Annotated in this window: 19 protein-coding genes; 5 read left to right on the top strand and 14 right to left on the bottom strand. The window is 67.2% G+C overall.

All coding sequences use genetic code 11. The annotated features are described in order from the left end of the window. Nucleotides 1–6: 6 nt before the first annotated feature. Nucleotides 7–1,122, bottom strand: coding sequence for an alanine dehydrogenase (gene ald, locus AC07WJ_RS24355; protein ID WP_494937262.1), 1,116 nt, complete (start codon nt 1,120–1,122; stop codon nt 7–9). Between the two features lie 134 nt (nt 1,123–1,256). Between ald and AC07WJ_RS24350 the strand changes: the two genes are divergently transcribed. Together AC07WJ_RS24350 and AC07WJ_RS24345 are read left to right on the top strand one after the other, a co-directional pair. Beyond that, nucleotides 1,257–1,721, top strand: coding sequence for an Lrp/AsnC family transcriptional regulator (locus AC07WJ_RS24350; RefSeq protein ID WP_494937261.1), 465 nt, complete (start codon nt 1,257–1,259; stop codon nt 1,719–1,721). Between the two features lie 349 nt (nt 1,722–2,070). Further along, a complete protein-coding gene (locus AC07WJ_RS24345) occupies nt 2,071–3,564 on the top strand; it encodes a DUF1254 domain-containing protein (RefSeq protein ID WP_494937260.1) in 1,494 nt (497 codons plus the stop codon). 124 nt (nt 3,565–3,688) lie between these two features. Here AC07WJ_RS24345 and AC07WJ_RS24340 read toward each other — a convergent pair whose 3' ends face one another. The 4 genes from AC07WJ_RS24340 to AC07WJ_RS24325 form a co-directional block, all read right to left on the bottom strand. Further along, the gene (locus tag AC07WJ_RS24340) at nt 3,689–5,452 is read right to left on the bottom strand and encodes an ABC transporter permease subunit (RefSeq protein ID WP_494937259.1); all 1,764 of its coding nucleotides are present in this window, start codon (nt 5,450–5,452) and stop codon (nt 3,689–3,691) included. Further along, nucleotides 5,449–6,471: an ABC transporter ATP-binding protein gene (locus AC07WJ_RS24335; protein WP_494937258.1), complete on the bottom strand. Its 1,023-nt coding sequence runs from the start codon at nt 6,469–6,471 to the stop codon at nt 5,449–5,451. Before AC07WJ_RS24335 ends, AC07WJ_RS24340 begins: the two co-directional genes overlap by 4 nt. Before the next feature lie 111 nt (nt 6,472–6,582). Beyond that, a complete protein-coding gene (locus tag AC07WJ_RS24330) occupies nt 6,583–7,626 on the bottom strand; it encodes an ABC transporter substrate-binding protein (protein ID WP_494937257.1) in 1,044 nt (347 codons plus the stop codon). A gap of 54 nt (nt 7,627–7,680) precedes the next feature. Beyond that, nucleotides 7,681–8,433 carry an acetoacetate decarboxylase family protein gene (locus tag AC07WJ_RS24325; RefSeq protein WP_494937256.1) on the bottom strand — a complete coding sequence of 251 codons (753 nt, stop codon included), beginning with the start codon at nt 8,431–8,433 and terminating at the stop codon, nt 7,681–7,683. On the opposite strand from AC07WJ_RS24325, the gene AC07WJ_RS24320 reads away from it, so the two are divergent. Together AC07WJ_RS24320 and AC07WJ_RS24315 are read left to right on the top strand one after the other, a co-directional pair. After that, nucleotides 8,414–9,130 (top strand): helix-turn-helix domain-containing protein, encoded by a 717-nt coding sequence (locus AC07WJ_RS24320; RefSeq protein ID WP_494937255.1) that lies wholly within the window; start codon nt 8,414–8,416, stop codon nt 9,128–9,130. The genes AC07WJ_RS24325 and AC07WJ_RS24320 overlap by 20 nt on opposite strands. Before the next feature lie 90 nt (nt 9,131–9,220). Further along, nucleotides 9,221–10,093 carry a glutaminyl-peptide cyclotransferase gene (locus AC07WJ_RS24315; protein WP_494937254.1) on the top strand — a complete coding sequence of 291 codons (873 nt, stop codon included), beginning with the start codon at nt 9,221–9,223 and terminating at the stop codon, nt 10,091–10,093. A gap of 297 nt (nt 10,094–10,390) precedes the next feature. Here the strand turns inward: AC07WJ_RS24315 and AC07WJ_RS24310 are convergent, their stop codons facing one another. The 5 genes from AC07WJ_RS24310 to AC07WJ_RS24290 form a co-directional block, all read right to left on the bottom strand. Further along, on the bottom strand, nt 10,391–11,038 hold the full coding sequence (locus AC07WJ_RS24310; protein ID WP_494937253.1) for a MarC family protein: 648 nt from the start codon (nt 11,036–11,038) through the stop codon (nt 10,391–10,393). A gap of 146 nt (nt 11,039–11,184) precedes the next feature. Further along, nucleotides 11,185–11,796 (bottom strand): hypothetical protein, encoded by a 612-nt coding sequence (locus AC07WJ_RS24305; RefSeq protein ID WP_494937252.1) that lies wholly within the window; start codon nt 11,794–11,796, stop codon nt 11,185–11,187. 108 nt (nt 11,797–11,904) lie between these two features. Beyond that, nucleotides 11,905–12,561 (bottom strand): hypothetical protein, encoded by a 657-nt coding sequence (locus tag AC07WJ_RS24300; RefSeq protein ID WP_494937251.1) that lies wholly within the window; start codon nt 12,559–12,561, stop codon nt 11,905–11,907. A gap of 154 nt (nt 12,562–12,715) precedes the next feature. Further along, on the bottom strand, nt 12,716–13,684 hold the full coding sequence (locus AC07WJ_RS24295; protein WP_494937250.1) for an aldose epimerase family protein: 969 nt from the start codon (nt 13,682–13,684) through the stop codon (nt 12,716–12,718). Between the two features lie 4 nt (nt 13,685–13,688). Next, complete coding sequence (locus AC07WJ_RS24290; protein WP_494937249.1) at nt 13,689–14,447, bottom strand: SDR family NAD(P)-dependent oxidoreductase; 759 nt, start codon at nt 14,445–14,447, stop codon at nt 13,689–13,691. Between the two features lie 290 nt (nt 14,448–14,737). On the opposite strand from AC07WJ_RS24290, the gene AC07WJ_RS24285 reads away from it, so the two are divergent. Beyond that, on the top strand, nt 14,738–15,943 hold the full coding sequence (locus AC07WJ_RS24285; protein WP_494937248.1) for an MFS transporter: 1,206 nt from the start codon (nt 14,738–14,740) through the stop codon (nt 15,941–15,943). A gap of 42 nt (nt 15,944–15,985) precedes the next feature. On the opposite strand, the gene eda is transcribed toward AC07WJ_RS24285, so the two are convergent. The 4 genes from eda to AC07WJ_RS24265 form a co-directional block, all read right to left on the bottom strand. Beyond that, nucleotides 15,986–16,702: a bifunctional 4-hydroxy-2-oxoglutarate aldolase/2-dehydro-3-deoxy-phosphogluconate aldolase gene (gene eda, locus AC07WJ_RS24280; protein WP_494937247.1), complete on the bottom strand. Its 717-nt coding sequence runs from the start codon at nt 16,700–16,702 to the stop codon at nt 15,986–15,988. 38 nt (nt 16,703–16,740) lie between these two features. Further along, complete coding sequence (locus tag AC07WJ_RS24275; protein ID WP_494937246.1) at nt 16,741–18,987, bottom strand: N,N-dimethylformamidase beta subunit family domain-containing protein; 2,247 nt, start codon at nt 18,985–18,987, stop codon at nt 16,741–16,743. Beyond that, nucleotides 18,984–19,334: a N,N-dimethylformamidase alpha subunit family protein gene (locus tag AC07WJ_RS24270; RefSeq protein WP_494937245.1), complete on the bottom strand. Its 351-nt coding sequence runs from the start codon at nt 19,332–19,334 to the stop codon at nt 18,984–18,986. The genes AC07WJ_RS24275 and AC07WJ_RS24270 overlap by 4 nt, the downstream gene beginning before the upstream one ends. 162 nt (nt 19,335–19,496) lie before the next feature. After that, the gene (locus AC07WJ_RS24265; RefSeq protein ID WP_494937244.1) at nt 19,497–21,092 is read right to left on the bottom strand and encodes an ABC transporter substrate-binding protein; all 1,596 of its coding nucleotides are present in this window, start codon (nt 21,090–21,092) and stop codon (nt 19,497–19,499) included. Between the last annotated feature and the right edge of the window lie 102 nt (nt 21,093–21,194).

Genomic DNA, 21,194 nt, shown 5'->3' with positions numbered 1-21,194 from the left:
GCCAGCTCAGGCGGCGAGCGCCTCGCTCGCGGGCTGGAAATCCAGGGCCAGGCTTTCGGCCACCGGCTTGCTGGTGACCCGTCCGCGATGGATGTTGAGGCCGTTGCGCAGATGCGGATCGTTGACCAAGGCCTGCAAGCCGCGCGTCGCCAGCGCGAGGCCGAAGGGCAGCGTCGCGTGGTTCAGCGCATGGCTGGAGGTCAGCGGCACGGCACCCGGCATGTTGGCGACGCAATAGTGGATGACGCCGTCGACCTCATAGGTCGGCGCGTCGTGGGTGGTCGGCCGCGACGTCTCGAAACACCCGCCCTGGTCGATGGCGACGTCGATGATGACCGCGCCGCGCTTCATCCGCGACAGCATCTCGCGACGCACCAGCTTGGGCGCGCTGGCGCCGGGGATCAGCACCGCGCCGACGACCACATCGGCCGCCAGGGCCTCTTCCTCGATCGCGTCGATGGTGGAATAGCGTGTCTGGATCCGGCCATGGAACAGATCGTCCAGTTCGCGCAGCCGCTGCAGCGAGCGGTCGATGACGGTCACCTGGGTGCCGAGGCCGGCGGCCATGCGCGCCGCATGGGTGCCGACCACGCCGCCGCCGATGACCAGCACCCGCGCCGGCAGCACGCCGGGCACGCCGCCGAGCAACAGGCCGCGGCCGCCGGCATGACGGCGCAGACTGAAGGCCGCGGCCTCGATGGCCAGCCGGCCGGCCACCTCGCTCATCGGCGCCAGCAAAGGCAGGCCGCCGCGCGCATCGGTAACCGTCTCATAGGCGATGGCGGTGCAGCCGGACTTCATGAGGGCTTCGGCCTGCGCCCGGTCAGCGGCCAGATGCAGATAGGTGAACAGGATCTGGCCGGCACGCAGTTGCGCGCATTCCTGCGGCTGCGGCTCCTTGACCTTGACCACCATGTCGGCCCGGGCGAACACCTCGGCCGCCCTGGCGACGATGCGCGCGCCGGCCTTTTCGTAATCCGCGTCGGTCGCGCCGATGCCGGCGCCCGCGCCGGTCTCGACGATCACCTCCTGGCGCGCCGCGACATATTCGCGGACCGCGGCCGGGGTCAGACCGACGCGATATTCATGGGTTTTGATTTCCTTGGGGACACCAACAAGCATGGCAGTATTCCTCGACGGGGACGGACTGGAGGTTAAGCGCCTCGCCACGCCGCTTCCCATCGATCTGGGACGGCGTTAGAGATATCGGCGCAGGATTCAAGCGCAGCTCCGTGATTTCACGCAGGAAACCATCGATGACGCTCGACACCTTCGATCTCGCGATCCTTCGTGCGCTCTCGGCCAATGGCCGCATCAGCCATGTCGAACTCGGCAGGCAGGTCGGCCTGTCGCCGACCGCCTGCGCGCGCCGCCAGCAAGCCCTGGAGGACGCCGGCGTCATTGCCGGCTATCAGGCCGAGATCGCGCCCGACAAGCTCGGCCTGACCACCACGGTGGTGGTGCGCATCACCCTGGAGAAGCAAAGCGAGGATGCCCTTGCCCGCTTCGAGGAGGCGGTGCGCAAATGTCCCTCCATCGTGCGCTGCCTGTTGATGTCCGGCAGCGACGACTACACGGTGACCGTGCTCGCCCGCGACATCGCCGACTATGAGCGCATCCACAAGATGCAGCTGTCGCGGCTGCCGGGCGTGGCGCGACTGCAATCGAGCTTTGCCATGCGGGCGGTGATCAATCGCGCCATTCCGCTCGAGGCCTTGTGAGCGCTAGCGAGAAGCCCGCGATCCGCTGGGGCCATGGTCCGATCGCACCAGAGACGAACCAGCGGCGGTATCGCCAGTCGCCCCGGCGGCCGTGCCGGCGCTAAAATCTGACCGCCGCCACCGAACCGCCTGTCATCGATCGACAGGCCCGAGATATCGGCGCGCCCACCGCGCCGGGCCGATTTGCGGCGAAGGATCGCGCCGCGCAGCGGTGGGCGCCGGCACACCCCGAGGTGTCGGGCTATCCGAAGCGAAGGCCGTATCTGAGGTGAATTCCCCTCAGGTCTCAGGTTTCGACCTGAGCGGAACTCTGTTCCCGCCGCGTAGATTGGGCGGCGCGTTGCTCGGCATGATCGGCGAGAAGAGCGCCGGCGAAAGCGCTGGAATGGCGGAGGTTGCTATGAATAGAAGGGAAACACTTCTGAGCGCGGCTGCACTCGTGGCCGGAGCAACCGGCGCGCCGGCGCCGGCACGCGCACAGACATCGGCGCCCGCGCCGCGCCTCACCGCCGATGACCTCGCACGTCGCACCCTCGCGCGCCGTGCCGTCGAAGCCGTCATCTGGGGCGTCCCGGCGGTCAACTACGATCTCATGTATCAGCAAATGCTCAAGCTCGGCGGTGGGCCGAACCAGATCGTCTACTGGTCCGGCCTGCTCGACTGGCGCAACCAGACGCTGACGCCCAACCCTGACGTCATCTACCTCATGGCCTTCTTCAACACGAAGGATGGGCCGGTGGTGATCGAGATTCCGCCGGCCGGCGATGGCGTGATCAACGGCAGCATCATGGACCCGTGGCAGGCGGCCCTTGAGGATGTCGGCCCGGCCGGCGCCGACAAGGGCGCAGGCGGCAAATATCTGGTCCTGCCGCCGGGCCATCAGGCTGCGGTACCGGACGGCTATTTCGCGCTGCCGTCGGGCAATCATCAGGGTTATGCCTTGCTCCGCTCGATCCTGAAGAGCGGCAGCAAGGCCGATGTCGAAGCGGCCGTGGCCTATGGCAAGCGGATCAAGCTGTATCCGTTCAGCCAGGCGGCCAGTCCGCCGGCGACCGTGCTGCTCGACGCCGCCGGCGTGCTCTACGATTCCACGATCCCATACGACCTGCGGTTCTTCCAATCGCTCGACCGTTTCGTGCAGCAGGAGCCCTGGCTCACCCGCGACAAGGCGATGATCGATCAGCTGAAGGCGATCGGCATCGAGAAAGGCAAGCCGTTCCGTCCCGACACGGCGACGCAGCGGCTGCTGAATACGGCGGCCGGCGAGGCCCACGCCTGGCTGGAGCTGAAATACGAAACCATGTTCTCGCCCTACTACCCGGGGCGCCGGTGGACGTTTCCCATCCTGCCCGAGGTTGTCGAAGGTCTTCAGACCCAGTACGCAAATCCGGACAGCTACCCGGTCGAAGGCCGCGGCGTCGTCTACACCATGGCGTTCTTCAGCGCCAAGCATCCCGGGGTCGGGCAGTACTATCTGATGGCGATCAAGGACAAGGACGGCCAGAACTTCTCGGGCGCCAACACGTATCGCCTGACGGTCCCGGCGAACGCGCCGGTGACCCAGTACTGGTCGGCGACGGCCTATGACCGCCGAACCCATGCCCTCATTCGCGACACGGCCCGTTCCGGGCGTTCATCGCAGAGCCCCGGTCTGCAGGCGAACGCGGATGGTTCCGTCGACATCTGGTTCGGACCGCGCGCATCGGCAGGCAAGGAAACCAACTGGGTGCCGACCAAGGCCGGCGGGCAGTTCGAAGTCCTCTTCCGCTTCTATGGGCCGGAAAAGCCGCTGTTCGACAAAACGTGGGTACTGCCGGACATCGAGCGGATCAACGCTCGATGAGCAAAAACTTGGCGCCGTGGACAGCGCGGCTTGCCGGCCGGCGCGGACCGTCATCAGCCGCGCCGCCCCGGTCGAGCCCTGGTGACCGCCCCTCACGGCGTCGGCACACATCCGAAAGGGCCGCTCAGATATTCGGCGCGCCGCCGCCGGGGGACGATCGGCTCCTCAGGGCATAAGCGAACACGATCACGGCGGAAATGAACACCAGCATGACCGTCGACACCGCCGCCAGAGCCGGGCTCGCCGCCATGAGCATTTCCGACCAGAGCTGCTTCGGCAGCGTCGCGGTCAGCCCGCCGGTGACGAACATGGCAATCGTCAGCTCCTCGAAGGAGGTGACGAAGGCGATCAGGAAGGCCGCGGCGAGCCCGGGGCGGATCAGTGGCAGCGTGATCAGCCATACCCTTTGCCAGGTCGAGGCCCCCAGCGTGTCCGCGGCCTGATCGAGCCGCCGGTCATAGGTCGACAGCACCGCCATGAGCGCGATGACGGTGTAAGGCAGGCAAACGACCGTGTGCCCGAGGATCAGGCCGATATTGGTGCCGACGAGGCCGGTGCGGGCGAACAGGTAGAACAGGGCCACCGCGATCAGGATATGCGGAATGATCATCGGCGACAGCACGAAGCCCAGCAATGCCGTCCGGCCGCGAAAGGCCCCCCGGGTGAATGCCATGGCCGCCGGCAGTCCAATGAGCACGGACAGCAACGCCGTCGCGACGCCGACCACCAGCGAGCGGATGGCGGCGCGCAGCCATTGGTCCGAGGTCAGCACCATCTCGTACCAGCGCAGCGAGAAGTTGCGCGGCGGCCACTCCATGAAGCTGCCGCCGGTGAAGGATACCGGCACCAGGAACAGTGCCGGCACGATGAGCACCGCGAGAACGCCAAGCGCGACGATCGCCAGCGGGAGATTGCCGCCTCGCCGCCGCGCCGGGCGCCGCGGCAAGAGGGCTTCGATCCTGTCGAAGCCCGAACCGAGCGTTCCGACAATGGCCCGGCCGGCCGCGCCCGAGAGACGCCCAAGGCGCGTCATCCGTGGCGCAGCGCCCCGGCCAAGCAGCGCCGACGCGCCGAACAGGGCGTTGAACAGGATGAACACCGCCAGGGTCACGACGAGGAGCAGCATCGCGACCGCGCCGGCGAAACCCCAGTTCAGCAATTGCTCGACCTGGTCGATGATCACCTGGGCGATCATGACTTCACGGCCCGAGCCGAGCAGCGCCGGCGTGATGAACGTGCCGAGGCTGGAGATGAACACCAGCAGCAGCGCCGCCGCCACACCCGGCATGGAGAGCGGAAGATAGACCCGCCAGAACGATTGGGCGGACCCCGCGCCCATGGTCGCGGCGGCGGTCTCCAGGCGGCGGTCGATCGACTGCATCGCCGAGGTCATCAGCAGCACGGCGATCGGCACATAGGCATTGACCATGCCGAGCAGGACGCCGCCGGTGTGGAACAGGAACTGCACCGGCGCATCGACGATGCCGAGCTGCGTCAGCGTGCCGTTGACCGGTCCGCGGCGACCGAGCAGCACCAGCCAGGCAAAGGTGCGCAGCAGCACGCCGGACCAGTAGGGAATGAGCACGCCGAGCAAGAGCAGCCCGCCGATCGACAGGCGCTGCCGCGCGATGAAATAAGCCAGCGGGTAGCCGAGGCCAACCGAGAGCAGCGCCGTCCAGGTGGAAATCTTCAGCGTCGTGCCGAGGCTGTCGACATAGGATTTCGTCGCGAACAGCCGCCGGTAGTGCTCGAGCGACAGGCCGCCATCGCTCGACAGGACGCTCAGCGCGAGCAATCCGAGCACGGGGATGAGAAACAGGAATGTCAGCAGCCCGGTCGCCGGCAGAAGCGGCGCGGTCCTGCGCAACCAGGCGATCTCGGCACTCACGATGGCGTCCCTTCCGCGGCCAGCGCGACCGCCGACTGGGCATCGAAGCCGAGCCGGACCGTGGTGCCCGGTGCGAGCGCGAGGCCGCCCAACCGGCTCGGCGCCACCGCAACCAGCAGGTCGCCGCGCCCGTCGCGGGCGGTGATACGGGTCAGCGGTCCGGTCAGGACGGCATCGTCGACGACAGCCTCGATGACGTTCTCCGCCGGCTCGTCCGCGCCGAGCAGTTTCAGGCTCTCCGGCCGGACGACCAGGGTCGCGCGGCGCCCGGCAATCGCTATCGGCGTCCTGCAGCGCAGGGTCGCGCCATGGCGCGACACCGTGTCGGCGCTCAGCACTTCGACATCGAGCAGGTTCGACTCGCCAATGAAATTCGCGGCGAACAAGGTTTGTGGCGTGAAATAGAGATCGGAGGGCGCGCCGATCTGCTCGAGGCGTCCCTTGTTGACCAGGCAGATCCGGTCGCTCATGACCAGCGCCTCCTCCTGGTCGTGGGTGACATAGATCACGCTGGCACCGACCTCGCGCGACAGCCGCCGGATCTCGCGCTGCATATGCTCGCGCAGCTTCTTATCGAGCGCGCCGAGCGGCTCGTCCATCAGGATGATCGACGGCTGGTAGACGAAGCAGCGCGCCAGGGCGACGCGCTGCTGCTGGCCGCCGGACAATTCCGCCGGCAGGCGTTCGGAGAAGGCCTCCAACTGGACGATCTTCAGCACCTCGCCGACGGCCCGCCGGATGTCGGCTTGCGCGCGGCGGCGCATCCGCAGCGGAAAGGCGATGTTCTCGAACACGCTCAGGTGCGGGAACAGGGCGTAGTTCTGGAACACCAGCCCGAGATCGCGTGCCTTGCTCGGCACATGCGTGGCATTGCGGCCGTCGATCCAGATCTCGCCGCCGCTCGGCGCGGCGAGCCCGGCGATCAAGGACAGCAAGGTGGTCTTGCCCGACCCCGAGGGCCCGAGCAGCGTGAGGAACTCGCCCTCACGCATGTCGAAGCTCGCATCCGCAAGGGCCACGAAGTTTGCGTAGCTCTTGCTCAGCGTCTTTACGCGAAGTTTCGGATGCGTCGTCAACGGAAGTGAACCTTCATTTGCAGTCTGTCGCCGGCGCGGCGTCCATCGTCGGGGTCAGCGGGCGATCCAGGCGTTGAAGCGCTCGAGCGCCTTGTCCTTGTTGGCCGCCCAATAATCATTGTCGATCAGCAGCGCGGACTTGCGGTAGTCCGGATGCGTGCTGAGCACGGAGGCCCGACCCGGGTCGATATGATCGTAGGCCTTCGGATTGGTCGGCCCGTAAGCCATGTGCTTGGCCAGAATGGCCTGCTGCTCCGGCCGCATGCAGAAAGCGACGAATTCGCGCGCCGGCCGCGCCTTCGGCGTGCCCTTCAGGATGCACCATCCCTCGACGCCGGCGATATTCTGGTTCCAGACCAGCTTGACCGGCGCGCCCGCATCGATGACGCGCTGGGCGGCGCCGTTCCAGATCGCGATCATGTCGACCTCGCCGCTCTGGATCAGCTGCGACGACTGGGCGCCTTGCCGCCACCAGACGTCGATATTCTGGCGGATGCGGTCGAGGCTCTTGAAGGCCCGGTCGAGATCGCAAGGGTAGACCGCGTTCGTCGGCACGCCATCGGCCATCAAGGCCTGCTCGATCGTGTCGAACGGATTGCTGCGCAGGGAACGCCGGCCCGGAAACGTCCGGGGATTCCAGAAATCCGCCCAGGACTGCGGCGGCGTCTTCATCGTGTCGGTGCGGAAGGCCAGCACCGCGACATAGACATCGATGCCGGCGAAGCTCGGCGTGCGATAGCCGGCCGGCAGGTCGTCGAAGGCCGAGCCTTCGATCCGCAGCGGCTCCAGCAGGCTTTCGGTCATCAACTGGTTGTGGGCGGCCAGGCTGAGCAGCGCGACGTCCCAGGTATAGGACTTCGATTCCACCATCGCCTTGATCTGCGCGGTCGGCTCGTGGGACGCCGCCGCCGGCACGACCTTGATGCCGGTCTTGGCTTCGAAGGGCAGGTAGAACGCCTCGCGAAAGGCGTCGACATAGGATCCGCCGGGATCGCGGACCGTGATGGTCTCCGCGGCGTGGGCGCGGCGCCAGACCGCCGGCGCCGCCAGGGCGACGGCGGTTGCGGCGCCGGTCATCAGGAAATGGCGTTTGTTCATGGTGTTCTTCCTCCGGATTGTTCTTCCTGAACGGTCTCGGCGACAGGCGTGCGCTCAGCGCGCCCGCTGTCCGGCCAGCCGGTCCTCGTAGATCGAGCCGTAGTCGAGCATGAAATCGGCGATCACGAATTCGGCGCCGACGACGCGGCCGATCTCGAGTTCGAAGACCGGATCCATGATCGTCGAGCCGCCGAGGGCGACGGTGGCGGTTCCGCCGACGCGGCTGATGAGCTTGGCGTCGCGCAGCTCGTTGCGGATCACCTGATCGACGTCGAACCCCTCCCCGTCGGCGCGCGGAATGCGCTTGACCTGCAGGCGGGGATGCAGCGTCGGCTTGTCGAACTCGCCCTCGCCCGGCGTGAACCGCGCGTCGATCAGTGTGCGTCCGAGGCGCGACACGGTGGCGGTGATCGCGCCGTTCGGATGCTCGTCGAAGCCGACCTCGCCGAGCTTTTTCGGATAGCCCCAGACTTCGCGGCCGCCGGCCATCGAGTCGTCGGTCGTGACATATTCGTAGAGCACATGGCCGCCGACCAGATCGCCATAGCGCGCGGGAACCACGACGCCGCCTTCCAGATAGTTCCTGGGGCCCATCTCGGGATTGGCGACGTCATAGACCTCCGGGCAATGCATGACGAAGACTTCGACGAGATTGCCGGCGAATTCGAAGCCCTGCGGCAGCGCCTTCTCGATGCCGGCGCGCGACGCCTCGCAAATGACACTGAGCTTGCGATAGCCCTTGTAGTAACGCGGCATGGCCTTGAAGAGCGGGCTCCGATCGGGCACCGTGAACGTCGTCGACTGCATGTCAGCTCCATATGAAAAATTGGACGTGTTTTTTCATGGATCTGAAATTGGAAGTTGGACCTTTGTCAAGGCAAAAAAGGATCGGCACTTGGAAATCACTGATGACAACGGGGGCGCATCCGCATCCTCGGGCGCGGAAACGCCACACGTCCTGGCGAATCTCGGCGAGGAGATCCGGCGGCTCAGACGCTCGCGCGGCCTTCGCGTCACCGAGCTCGCCGCACGGATCGACCGGTCGGTCGGCTTCGTCAGCCAGATCGAGCGCGGCCTGTCGAAGCCGGCCCTGAAGGACCTCTATGCGATCAGCGTCTGCCTCGGCGTGCAGGTGAGCTGGTTCCTCACCGACCCCGATACGGCGCCCGCCCGCGAGCGCGGCCTGATCGTGCGGCGCGGAGCCAGACGGTCCTACGAGCAAGGCGGCATCGCCACCGAAGTGCTCTCGCCGCAAATGGGCGAGGAACTCGAGCTGATGATCTCGACGGTCCAGCCGGGCGCGACATTCGGCAAGCGCAAGGCCGCCCATACGGGCCGGGAGGCCGGCGTCGTGCTGAAAGGTAAGCTGGAGATGTCGATCGACGGCGAGAGCTTCGTGCTCGAGGAAGGCGACAGCTACAGCTATCTCACGACGACGCCGCATCATTCGCGCAATATCGGCGACGAACCGGCGCTGCTGCTCTGGGTGGTGACGCATTTTTGACGGCGGAGATCGGCACCGGCCGGGCGGTTTCCACTTCACCGCAAATGGCCGATCGCCTAGGCTCCGGGCAGTCCTGCTTGATGGCGATCGATGATTTCGAAACTCGCAACGGTTCTGGTCCATGGCGCGCGGCGCGGCGTGGCCACGGTCTCCCGCGGTCGGCGCCAGGTTCTGGCCTCGGCCGTGCTGGTCGCCGCCATCGGCCTCTCGGCCTTCACGCTGCAGCCGCAGACCGACACCATCCCCGTCTATTCCTATGAGGTGGTGCGTGCCTTTCCCCATGACCCGAACGCCTTCACCCAGGGGCTGTTCTACCGGGACGGCTATTTCTTCGAGAGCACCGGGCTCTATGGCCGTTCGACCATTCGCAAGGTGGAGCCGGAAACCGGCAAGGTCGTGCAGATCCAGCACCTGCCGGCGCAATCCTTCGGCGAAGGCATCACCGATTGGGGCGACCGCATCATCGGCCTGACCTGGCAGGAACAGCGCGGCTTCGTCTGGGACCTCAAGAGTTTCCAACTGAAGCAGGAGTTCCGCTATCCCGGCGAGGGCTGGGGCCTGACCCGCAGCGCCGACGCGCTGGTGATGAGCGACGGCACCGCCGCGCTGCGCTTCCTCGATCCCGAGACCTTGCGGGAACGCAGCCGGATCACGGTGACCGCCAATGGCCGGCCAGTGGACCAGCTGAACGAGCTCGAATGGATCGACGGCGAGATCTTCGCCAATATCTGGCAGACCGACCGGATCGCCCGGATCAACCCCGCGACCGGCCACGTGGTCGGCTGGATCGATCTGCGCGGGCTGCTGACCTCGCAAGGGCCGGTCGGCGGCCGGCCCGACGTGCTGAACGGCATCGCCCATGACAGCCGCGGCCGGCTGTTCGTCACCGGCAAGCTCTGGCCCAAGCTGTTCGAGATCAGGCTGGTCCGGCGCGACAGCCCGCTGCGCCTGCCGCCCCGGTAGAATTTAATCATTCGGTTTCAAGCATTGCATCGAGGATAGCCGTCCTTCGAGGCTCGCAAGAGCTCGCACCTCAGGATGAGGGACGTAGAGTGTTGCAGTGGCGGCGGTGCCGAATGTGCGACACCCTCAACGCTTCATGAACAACGCTTATGCAGGTCACTTACACACCTCATCCTGAGGTGCGAGCTCTTGCGAGCCTCGAAGGACGGCTATCCTCGATGCAGCGCTTCAATCTGATCTAATCGCGCTTTGACGACAGCCTGTGCTGGAAACACCGAATAACGCCTCAGATACCTGCTAAAGCGCTTTAATAAAGTCGCTGATCCCATTGAGGGTGATCTGCGTTCCCACGCAAAGCAGCAGGAAGGCGGCGATCCGCGCGAGGACGCGCGCCCTGGAATGGCCGAGCAAGGTGACGAGCCGGTCGGCGAAGGCGTAGGACAGCCAGACCGCCACCGCGACGGCGAGCGCGGCCGCCGAAGCGCCGACGATGATCGGCGCGAAACCCGGCCGGTTCAGCGGCAGATTGGAGCCGAGCGCGATCGCCACGGAAATGGTGCCCGGCCCGGTGGTGAACGGCATGGTCAGGGGAAAGAAGGCGACGTCGTTGATGCCTTCGGCCTCTGACGCCTGCTGCTGCTTGCGCTCCTCGTTGCGCTCGGGCGTCTGCAGCAGGTTCCAGGCGCTCACCGCGACCACCAGGCCGCCGGCAATGCGCAGCGCCGACAGGCTGATGCCGAAAAAGCTCAGGACATAGGCGCCACCCCAGAGCGCGCCGAGCATGACCAGGGCCGAATAGAGGCCGATCTTGCGCGCCAGTTCGCTGCGCTCGGCCTGCGAGCGCCCCGCCGTGACCTGGCTGAAGATCAAGGCGGCGCCGATCGGATTGACGATCGAAATCAGGCCGGAAAAGGCCAGGAGAAATGTCTGAACGGCGCCGTCCATCGGCCTTCCCACTGTCAGGGCCATGACGTTGCGACGATCGTCGCAGGCGCTCGTCCCGGCCACGCCTGCCCCGATCTGCACGATGCGGCGGGACGGCCAGTATGGATGGTGAATCAACGGGCGGGAAGGCCGGACGCAGCGGATGATCATTCCGCCCGGCGCAGCTCGACCCAGTCGCTGCCGCCCACCCAGACGAAATAGCGGCCCTCGGGTGTCATGACATAGGTCTGGGCGGTCGCGCCGTCACGATAGGGGATGGATGGCGGCAGGGCCGGCAAGGTAACGGACCGGCCATCGGGCAGGACGAGCCGCGTCATCCCGGCCACGACCGCGCCGGGAGCATGATAGCCGAACCGGCCCCCATCGGCTTCGGGGCGACGGGGCCTCTCCGGGCCGTAGGGATCGGGCCGCCTTGTCGCGAAGGCATAGGCCTGGTCCGGGTCGATCCGGCCGCCGTTGAAGCCGCCGGTGGCCAGATGGGCGAGGCCATATTGGTCGACCGTGAGGCGGCCTCCGGCGGAGCGGTAGGCCTCATAGGCCTGCTGGAAGGCCGGCGTCGCGGCGAGCGCGTCCACACGCTGCTGGATCCGCGCCGCGGCCTGCTCGGTCATGGCGCGGTGCCGCTCGATCTGCGTGCGGAGCATCGCCTCGAAATCGGGCGCGGCATTGCCGGCGGGCTCCTCGGCTCGCACGGGGGCCGCCAGCGTGGCAAGGACGATGCCGGCAAGAACTAGCGCGAACAGTCTGCCATAGGCCATGGCGTCGCTCCTTGACGTCTTCCTGCTTCGAAAAAGCCCGGCGGCGGATGATCCGCGCCGGGCGCCGTTTCGGCAAGAGGGCCGCGCCGGGGCAGCCATCACGCGCCGTCAGTAGGCCGAGCGCATCGGCTGCCAGCCATTGGGCGTGTACATGAAGTACTGGCCCTGGTTGTTCATGACGAAGGCGGCGCCGGTATTGGGATCGCGCTGGATCTGGCCGGGCTGGATCGTGGGCAGCACATAGCTCTGGCCGTTCGGGCCGACATAGGTGCCGCGGCCCTGCAGGCCGTTGCCGGCTTCCTGGTTGATGGCATGGCCGCCATTGATATAGCCCTGCTGCGCCTGGCCGCGATTGGCTTCCGCCTGGCGCAGGCCCAGAGCGGTATTGTGCTCGGCGCGGCCATTGGCGGCCTCGTTGCGCTGGAAGGCGGCGGTGCCCTCCCGCGAGAAACCGCCGGTGGCGGCATACATATAGGCGAATTGCTGCGGCGACATCTGGCCGCCCTGGGCGCGGTGCTGCTGGTACATGGCGGCGGCGCGCGGATCCTGCATCACCTGGGCGATGATCTGCTGCTCGCGCTGGGCCATCTGGCCCTGCATCTGGCGGCCGCGCTCGAGCTGCTGTTCGATCATGGCGCCGTAATTCGGGCCGAGATCGTAGCCGCCATACATGACCTGGGCGCCGGCGGGGGCCGTGTGGAAAGCCATGCCGGCGGCGGCGACGGCGAGGGCGGCGGCTGCGGTGCGGAGGCTGCGGAAGGCCATGTCGGTTCTCCTCGTTGGTGTCGGCCGCGTCGTGCGCCGCTGAACAAACGAATTAGAGAATGGCGCCACGATCCGACATTGCGGCGCCTTGCGACGGGTTGCGGCGCATGGAGCGGGACTTGAACGGCATGGCGCGAGCCGCTGCCGACCGGGCTCAGGTCCGGAACCGCAGCTCGACGACCTGGCGGGACGTCTCGCCGGGCCGCAGGATCGCCGGCGGAAAGGCCGGATGGTTCGGTGCGTCGGGAAAGCGCTGGGCCTCCAGGCACAGCCCGCCATGGGGGCCGAAGGGGGCACCGAGCCCCGCGCCGTCATAGAACTGGATGCCCGGCTCGCTGGTCCAGAGCTCCATGGCCAGGCCCGATCGGCCGGCCCGGAGTTCCGCTCCCTGGAAAAGCCCGCCTCCGGCGTGGTCGAGCGCATAATTGATGTCGTAGCGGATGCCCCCTGCCCCGACACGGCGGCGCGTGCGAAAATCGAAGGCGGTCCCGGCCACGTCAGCCCATACTCCGGTCGGGATCAGCGCGGCGTCGGTCGCGGTCACCCGGTGCGCCGCGATCTGAAGCTGGTGGTCGCGCACGTCGCCGCCGCCGTCGAGATTGTAATAGGCGTGGGAGATGATGTTGACCGGCGTCGGCTGGTCGCAGACCGCCTCGGTGGTGATCCTGAGCGTCAGCGGCGCCGGCGTCTCGTAAATGACGCGCGCCACGAGCCGTCCGGGAAAACCCATGTCGCCATCCGGCGAGACAAGGTCGAATACGACACGCGCGGCGTCCGCCTCGACCAGCCGCCAGACCCGGCTGGAGAAGCCGTCCGGGCCGCCATGCAACTGGTTCGGGCCTTCGTTCGGCTCGAGCGCATAGGCCTTGCCGTCGAGCCTGAAGCGGGCGGCGGCGATGCGATTGCCGTAACGCCCGACAATGGCACCGACATAACCGCGCCGCGTGAGATAGTCCTCCAGCCGGTCATAGCCGAGCACGACGCGGACCGGTCCGTTCGGCGTGTCGATCACGAGATCGCGCAGGATGGCCCCATAGGAAATGACTTTTGCGCGAATGCCGCTCGCGGCGATCGCCGCCTCGACGACCTCTGCGCCGCGCACGTCCCCGAAGTGCTTCGCCATCGGATCAGACCCAGCCGCCATCGACGACATAATGCTGGCTGGTGCAGGCCGAGGCTTCTTCCGAGGCGAGGAACACCGCGAAGCGCGCGACCTCCTCGGGCTTCAGCCAGCGCTTGAGGCACTGGGCGGCGAGCATCTGCGCCTCGCCCTGCGGCGTGATCCACTTTTCCTTCTGCCGTTCGGTGAGGATCCAGCCCGGCGCGATGGCGTTGACCCTGACATTGTGGGGGCCGTAGTCGCGCGCGAGCGAGCGGGTCAGGCCGAGCACGGCCGATTTCGCCGCGGTGTAGATGGCCATTCCGCCGCTGCCCTGCATCCAGGAGATCGAGCCGAAATTGACGATCGCGCCGCCGCCGCGCGCCACCATGTCGGGCAGCACGGCCTGGGCCGCGAAGAACTGGTGCTTCAGGTTCACCGCGATGCGTTCGTCGAAATAGGCCGGGGTGACATCGCCTGTCGCATGACGGTCGTCGCGCGCGGCATTGTTGATGAGCACGTCGACCGGGCCGTGCCGGTCCCGGATCGCGGCGATCGCGGCGCGCAGCGCATCGATATCGGTCAGATCGGCACGTTCGAAATGAACATGTTCGCCAAGCTCGGCCGCCAGCGCCCGCGACGGGTCCTCCGCGATGTCGATGAAGCCGACCTTGGCCTTCTGGCGCGCAAAGGCCCTGACGATGGCGCTGCCGATGCCCGACCCGCCGCCGGTGACGATGACCGACCGGCCTTCGAGGTCGGGATAGATGGCGCCGCTGCCTGCCATGTCGTCGGTTCCCACCCAAACACGTATCCCATGCCGCCCTGGTCCTCTGAAACGCGATTGGGGCGGCCCGATGTCACGCGCGCATTTGGGTCAGATCGCCGGACGAAGTCCATCAGGCCGCCATGCATCGCTCCCTTGCTCGCGGCCCGAGCCTCCAGATGGCCTGAAATATCGGGGCGGCCGCTCGCTTTTGGCCGTTGGCGCAAGGCCGGCCGGCGGAGTAGGTTGCCGGCCCGATATCATGGCATGCAACGGCCCGTCGGCCTGTAGCGCGAAAGAGCCTCCCGCAGATGACCGCGTCGACGGACGATGTGCCCGTGCCAAGACGACAAGAGGCGACATTGCTCGCCCATGTCTCGGCCGCCCATCTGGTCAGCCACTTCCACATCATGACGCTGCCGGCGCTGCTGCCGCTGCTGCCCGGCTATCTCGGCCTGAGTTTCATCCAGGTCGGCTCGGCCCTGACCGTGTTCAACCTGGTGTCGCTGGTGGTGCAGACGCCCATGGGCTTTCTCACCGACCGGCTGGGTGCGCGGCGCATGCTGATCGGCGCCTTGCTCACCGGCGGATCGGGCCTCCTGTCCCTCGCCTTTCTCGACGGTTACGCCTGGCTGCTGCTCGCCATGGCCGCCGCCGGTCTCGCCAACGGCGTCTACCACCCCGCCGATTATGCGCTGCTGTCGGCCGGCGTCGACGGCAAGCGGATGGGGCGCGCCTTTTCGATCCACACCTTCGCCGGTTTTCTCGGCACGGCGGTGGCGCCCGCCATCCTGATGGGCATCGCCGCCTTTGCCGGCATCAAGATGGCCTTCGCCGCCTCCGGCCTGCTCGGCTTCGCCGTCGCCGCGCTGCTCCTGACCGGCCCGCCGCCGCCCCTGGCCGGTCCGCGCGCCCGCGCCGTGGCCGCCGCGACCGGCGGCCGGTCGTCGCTGTTCACACCCGCCGTCGTGTCCTTGACCCTGCTCTTCGTTCTGCTCAACCTCAGCACCGGCGGTATCCAGAATTTCTCGGTGGCGGCCTTCATCGCCGGCTACGGCCTGGACTTGGCGCTGGCCAATGGCGCGCTCACCGCCTTCCTGTTCGCCAGCGCCTTCGGCGTGCTGGCCGGCGGGGCGCTGGCCGACCGCACCACGCGCCACGGACAACTGGCCGCCGGCGCCTTTCTGGCAACCGCCGTGCTGGTGTCGATCATCGCGCTAGTCAGCCTGCCGCCGATCGTGCTCGTGGTCCTGATGGGCGCGGCCGGCTTCCTGGCCGGGGTCATCACGCCCTCGCGCGACATGCTGGTGCGCGCCGCCGCCCCGCCCGGCGCCGAGGGACGCGTCTTCGGCATCGTCTCGACCGGCTTCAATGTCGGCGGCGCCGCCGGCCCGATCCTGTTCGCCGGCCTGCTCGACCACGGCTACCCCGCCGGCGTGTTCGGCGTCGCCGTCGTCTTCATGCTGCTGACGGTCGCCCTTACCTTGGTCCAGGAGCGGAGCAAGCGTAACGGTTGATTGCCCTGGAGATGTGTCGGCCAATCTTGATGCAATGCGCTTTCATCCGAAACGATCACGATCAAGGCGAACGCGCCCGGGCACCTCACCTCCCTGAAACGGCGAAGCCACCGCCACGGATTGCGTGGCCCCTTGCTGGATCTCGCCCCAGCGCGCTTCCGCGATGAGCCTGGCCGGCGCCAGATAGACCCCGCCGGCGGCGAAAACGTTGGCCAGGCCCAGGTAGTCGCCGACATTGCCGTCGGAAACTCCACCCGTCGGGCAGAACCGGACATCCGGATAGAGCGGCAGCATGTGGCGAAGCCAGCCGGCCCCGCCCATCAGGTCGGCGGGGAAGAACTTCAGCTCGTGGAAGCCGAGCTCCCGCGCCCGCAGCACCTCAGACGGCGTCGCGACACCCGGCACATAAGGCAGGCCCGCGGCGTAGGCTGCTTCCGCCAAGACCGGCGTCAGGGCCGGACTGACGGCGAAGCCGGCGCCGGCATCCAGCACCTCGGCAAATTGCCCGGGACGCGTCAGGGTGCCCGCGCCGACCGTCGCATGCCTGGCCAGCCGGCTCATCCGCCTGATCACCTCGAGCGCACCCGCTGTCCGCAAGGTCACTTCGATCGCGGTGATGCCGGCGGTCTCGAGCGCCAGAAGAAGCGGCTCGGCGTGATCGACATTCTCCACCTGCAGCACGGGGATCAGTCGGGCCTTGCCGGCCAGGATCGCCGCCATGGATGGCCCGGAATCGTCGGTCGCGGGATGTCGCGGCATAGGTGCTCCCTCGGGTCTCGGATGGGTCTGCCGGACGCCTATTCGGCGAACGGCCGGGGATCGAGGAAGCGGCGCAGCACATTGCCGGTCAGGCGGCTGACATTGTTGTCATAGCCATTGTGCGACAGCGCGCAGCACCAGGCGATCGATCCGGTCGAAAACACCGCCCCGCCCGCCGAGGTCTCGAAGAAGACAATATCGGCACGGACCCGGGCATTCTGGTCGCCGGTCAGGCCGCGATGGGTGGTGCGAAACTCCTCCGGCGTCGGCAGGCCGCCCTGGCCGATCTGATCGGCGGTCGCGAGCACCCGGAGGTTGGGCGCGGACCCCAGCGTCCGGTCGGCCCGGTCGATTTCCAGCCCCGCCGCGCCGCCGAGCCTGAGCCCGAAATCGCCGATGCGCTCATCGGCGCCGATGCCTTCGAAAGCGAAGGCCATCTGCGGAACGAAGCTGTCGGGCAGCCGCCGGTAGAACGACGAGCGGTCGAAGACCTGGGCATCGAAACCGACGCCGACGAGGCGCTGCGGCGGCCGGCCATTGCTGCGCCACAGCCCGCTCGGCTCGCCGGTGAAGGAGAGGTGGTTCTCGCCGGCCTCGCCTTCCCAGGTGCGCGTGCCGGTATCGCCGCGGCGGATCTCGATCTGGCCGATACGGGTGGGATGAAAGGCGATGCGCCAATAAAAGCCGTTGCCGCCGAGATACATGTGCCGGCCGCCGGCGTTCTGGTAGGCCTCGAAGGCGTCGAACATCGGCCTGGAAAAATATTCGGGATGCGAGCCGGTGATGACGGTCCGGTAGGGCGCGAGCGCCTGGGCCCCTTGCCGGTCGATATCCTCGTCGGTCAGGACGTCGTAGGGGATCCGCTGCTCGTCGAGCCAGTCGAGCAGATGGGTATCGTTGACATAGTTGAAGGTATTGCCGCGCGGCCGCATGTTGAGGATGGGCCGGGCTCCGGACGAATAGCAGACGCCGCTGCCGTCGCTATGGGTGTCATAGGTCGACAGCCCGAGTTCGCGATGTTCGCTGAGATAGACATCGTCGGCGCTGAGCGTGACCAGGCCTTCGCTGTGCACCTCGAAACCCGACTGGTCGAGCCGGGTGCCGATATTGGCATAGGCGAGGAAGGTCGCGGTCGAGGCGACCACCAGCAGCGGCGCGGTGGCCTGGCCACGCGGCGCCCGCACGAAGAAGGGCACGTAGCTCTCGACCCGGCCGGTCGGCAAGTCACCGGTGAGTTCCAGTGCGTAAAACCCAGACCTCCAGTCCGCCGGGATCGACAGGCTGCAGGTCGGCTGCCAGCCGCAATCCTCGAAATCGTCCTCATGGAAGTGAATGGCGCCGTATTGGTGCGGCACTTCGGTCCAGCTCAGCGATTGTCCGTCCCAGTTCGCCCCGGTCGCGCCGCGCATCGGCAGTTGATGCACTCTGCCGTCACAACGGTTGGCGGAGAGATCGGTGATCCGGTCGGTCGAGATGCCCTGGCTGAAATCCCAGGCGGCCAGCAGGTCCGGATCGGTGCCGGCCGGCCGCAATGCCTCGACCAGGCCGCGCAGCTCGGCCGGTGGCAGGGCACGGCCATAGATCCTCGGACGATCGATCTTGCCGTTGAAATGACCCGTCGTGCCACTGGCCGGGTAAGCCGCGCCGGAAGCCTCGGCCGCCAGGATAAGGTCAATACCCGCTGGCCATACGATCGACGTCGGCCCCGCGACCTTGGCCGATCCGCTGGTATCGCGGCCGCCATCGCGGGTCAGGCTCAGCTGGTGGACCTCGACCTCGCCCCGGCTCAAGGCGACGACGCCGCCGACAAAGACCCATTCCCGGGTCAAAAGCGGTTTCGGCGCGCGCGCCACCACCCGTTGGCCGGCCGCGGCCACGACCATGCAGAGATGGCCGCCGGCATCGATTTCCAGCTTCCATCCGGCACCGAGCGCGGCGTTCCAGCGCGATGCGATCGTCTGGGCTCCCTCCCCGACCAAGGTCGGGAAAAGGTAGCAGCCGAAGGACAGGTCGCCCGCGGCCTGGAACACCGGCCGGTCACTGAAGCTCGCATAGGATCCCAGATGGATCGGCTGCTCGGTGAGGCTGACCGGCCCATCGATCGGTGCCTGCACCGGCGTGGTGCGCAAGCCCGGACCCGCCGGGTCCTGGTCGCCGCAACGGACGCGCACGACCCGGAGATTGGCCTTTGCCAGCGACGGGCTGCTCAGGTGAAAGGCGATGTCTTCGCCGGCCGCGGCCGAAACCGGCCAAGCATAGCCCAGGATGGACGTGGTATCGATCATTGTGCTTGGTCCTGTGAGCGGGGCGCGATGGCGCGGCCGGTGATCGCTTCCCAACGTCGGCGGAAGACCTCCCACTCGACATCGGCCAGGCTGGTGAAGATCGTGTCGGGGAATTTTTCGATGGGCTGGCCGCGCTTGAGCGGCAGGCGGCCGAGCAACCATTTCCGGCCGGGTTCGACGACGACGGCGCAATAGCGCCTGGCCTCGCCGCTCCAGCGCATCCGGTGCAGCACCTTCTGAAGCGCGTCGCTATGCGGCCCCTTGGGCGCTCGCCGGAACTCCTCGACCAGATCCAGCCGGTCCGGATCGATCGGATAGTGGGCGGCCAAGGGATCGATCTCGAGCATCTGAAACTCCAATTCCATCTCTGGCGCAGGCGGCCGGCCCGGCGCCCGCACGCCGCCGGCGCCACATCAGCCAGGCCGCCGCGAGGCCGGCCACGCCCGCCGTGGGCGCGCGGCCGGCTGTTCAGTGGGGGAGGTCTCGCCGGCGATCCCGTCGCGCGGGCTCTAGGCCCGGCGGATATTGTAGAAGAGCGGCACGCCCTTCAACATTCCCGTCAGGTAGGACCGGAAGGCGGTCGGCTGATAGAAAAACCCGAGCGGCACATAGGGCACCTGTTCGAAGGCGATCTTCTGGATGTCCTGGCAGATCCGCTGCTGCGCGGCGAGATCGGGAGCGTCGAACCAGTCGAGCCGCAGTTTCTCGATCTCCGGAATGGACGGCCAGCCGACAAAGGCCTTCTCGCCATTGCTTCTCAGCCAGGTATGGGCGGCCGGATTATAGATGCCGGTACCGGCGGTGAAATTGCAGGTGACGCTCCAGCCGCCCTTGGCCACCGGCTCCTTGGACTGCATGCGCGCCGAGACGGTGGCCCAGTCGGCGGTCTGATAGTCGACGTTCAAGCCGACCTTCTGGAGCACGTCCGCGGCGATCTGGCTCATGATGTTGATGACCGGGAAGTCGGCCGTCGCGATCATCACCACCCGCTCGTTCTTGTAGCCGGCCGCCTGCACCGCGGCCTTGACCTTGGCGAGGTCCGGCTTGGCCGGGAAGCTGTCGAGCCCGGCCGTGCTGGCCATTGGCGAGTCCGGATGGAAGAAGCCCATCCTGTCGCGCCACATCGCGCGGTCTTCGCCGGCCGCGGCAATCATGTAGTCGGACTGCATGATGGCGCCGAGGACGGCCCGGCGGAGCGCCGGGTTGTCGAAAGGCGGCTGCAGATGGTTGAACCGCATCAGCCCGGTGAGGCCGGCCGGATCCTGGTTCTGCACCTTGATGACGCGGCTCAGCCGCAGCATGGGCGTCAGGTCCGAGGTCGGCTGCTCCCACCAATCGACTTCGCCGGCCTGAAGCGCCGCCGCCGCGGTCGAAGGGTCGGGCAGGCTATGCCATTCGACGCGGTCGAAATGGGCGACCTTAGGGCCGGCCATGTAACTGGGCGTGCCGCCTCGCGGCACGTAGCCCTCGAATTTCTCATAGACGTTCAACGCCCCGGGATTTCTCTCCCGCGCAATGAACTTGAACGGTCCGCTGCCGACGATCTCGCTCACTTGCGTGAAGGCATCGGTCTTGGCCAGCCGTTCGGGCATGATCGCGGCAATGTTGGAGCCGACCTTGCCGAGCACGTCCGGCAACTGCCGGAACGGCCGCGACAGGCGAAACTCGACGACCCGATCGGACACCGCCACGAGATCGTCGACCACGCTCATCAGCGCGCCGGCATAGATGTCGCGCTTGCCCCAGCGCCTGATGCTGGCCACGACGTCGCGGGACAGAACCGGCTCGCCATCGTGAAAGCGCAAGCCCTCGCGCAAGGTGAGGCGCCAGGTCTTGCCGTCATTCTCGATGACGTGGCCTTCGATCATCTGCGGCTGGGGGTTCAGCTGATCGTCGATGCCGTAGAGCGTGTCGAACACCATCAGCGCATGATTGCGCGTCACGTAGGCGGTGGTGCCGAGCGGATCGAGAACCGCCAGATCGGCCTGCGGCACGAAGCGCAGGGTGCGTGCCCGCTCCGCCGATCGCGCCGGACCTCCCCCGAAGGGCAGGACGGACAGGCCAAGGGCGGCCGAAGCTGTCGAAAGAAACCGGCGACGTTGCATGATGACGCTCCACCTCTGAATGCGGGTTCTGCGCCGGCGAAGACCGAGCCGGGACAAGTCTCCCGGCTCTCCGCCGCCCGCCCGCGAACTTTGCCGTTCGTT

This window comes from Phreatobacter sp. GW821-FHT04C01, assembly GCF_059420385.1.
The sequence above is the reverse complement of the archived record's forward strand: the minus strand, read 5'-3'. Positions and strand labels throughout refer to the sequence as shown.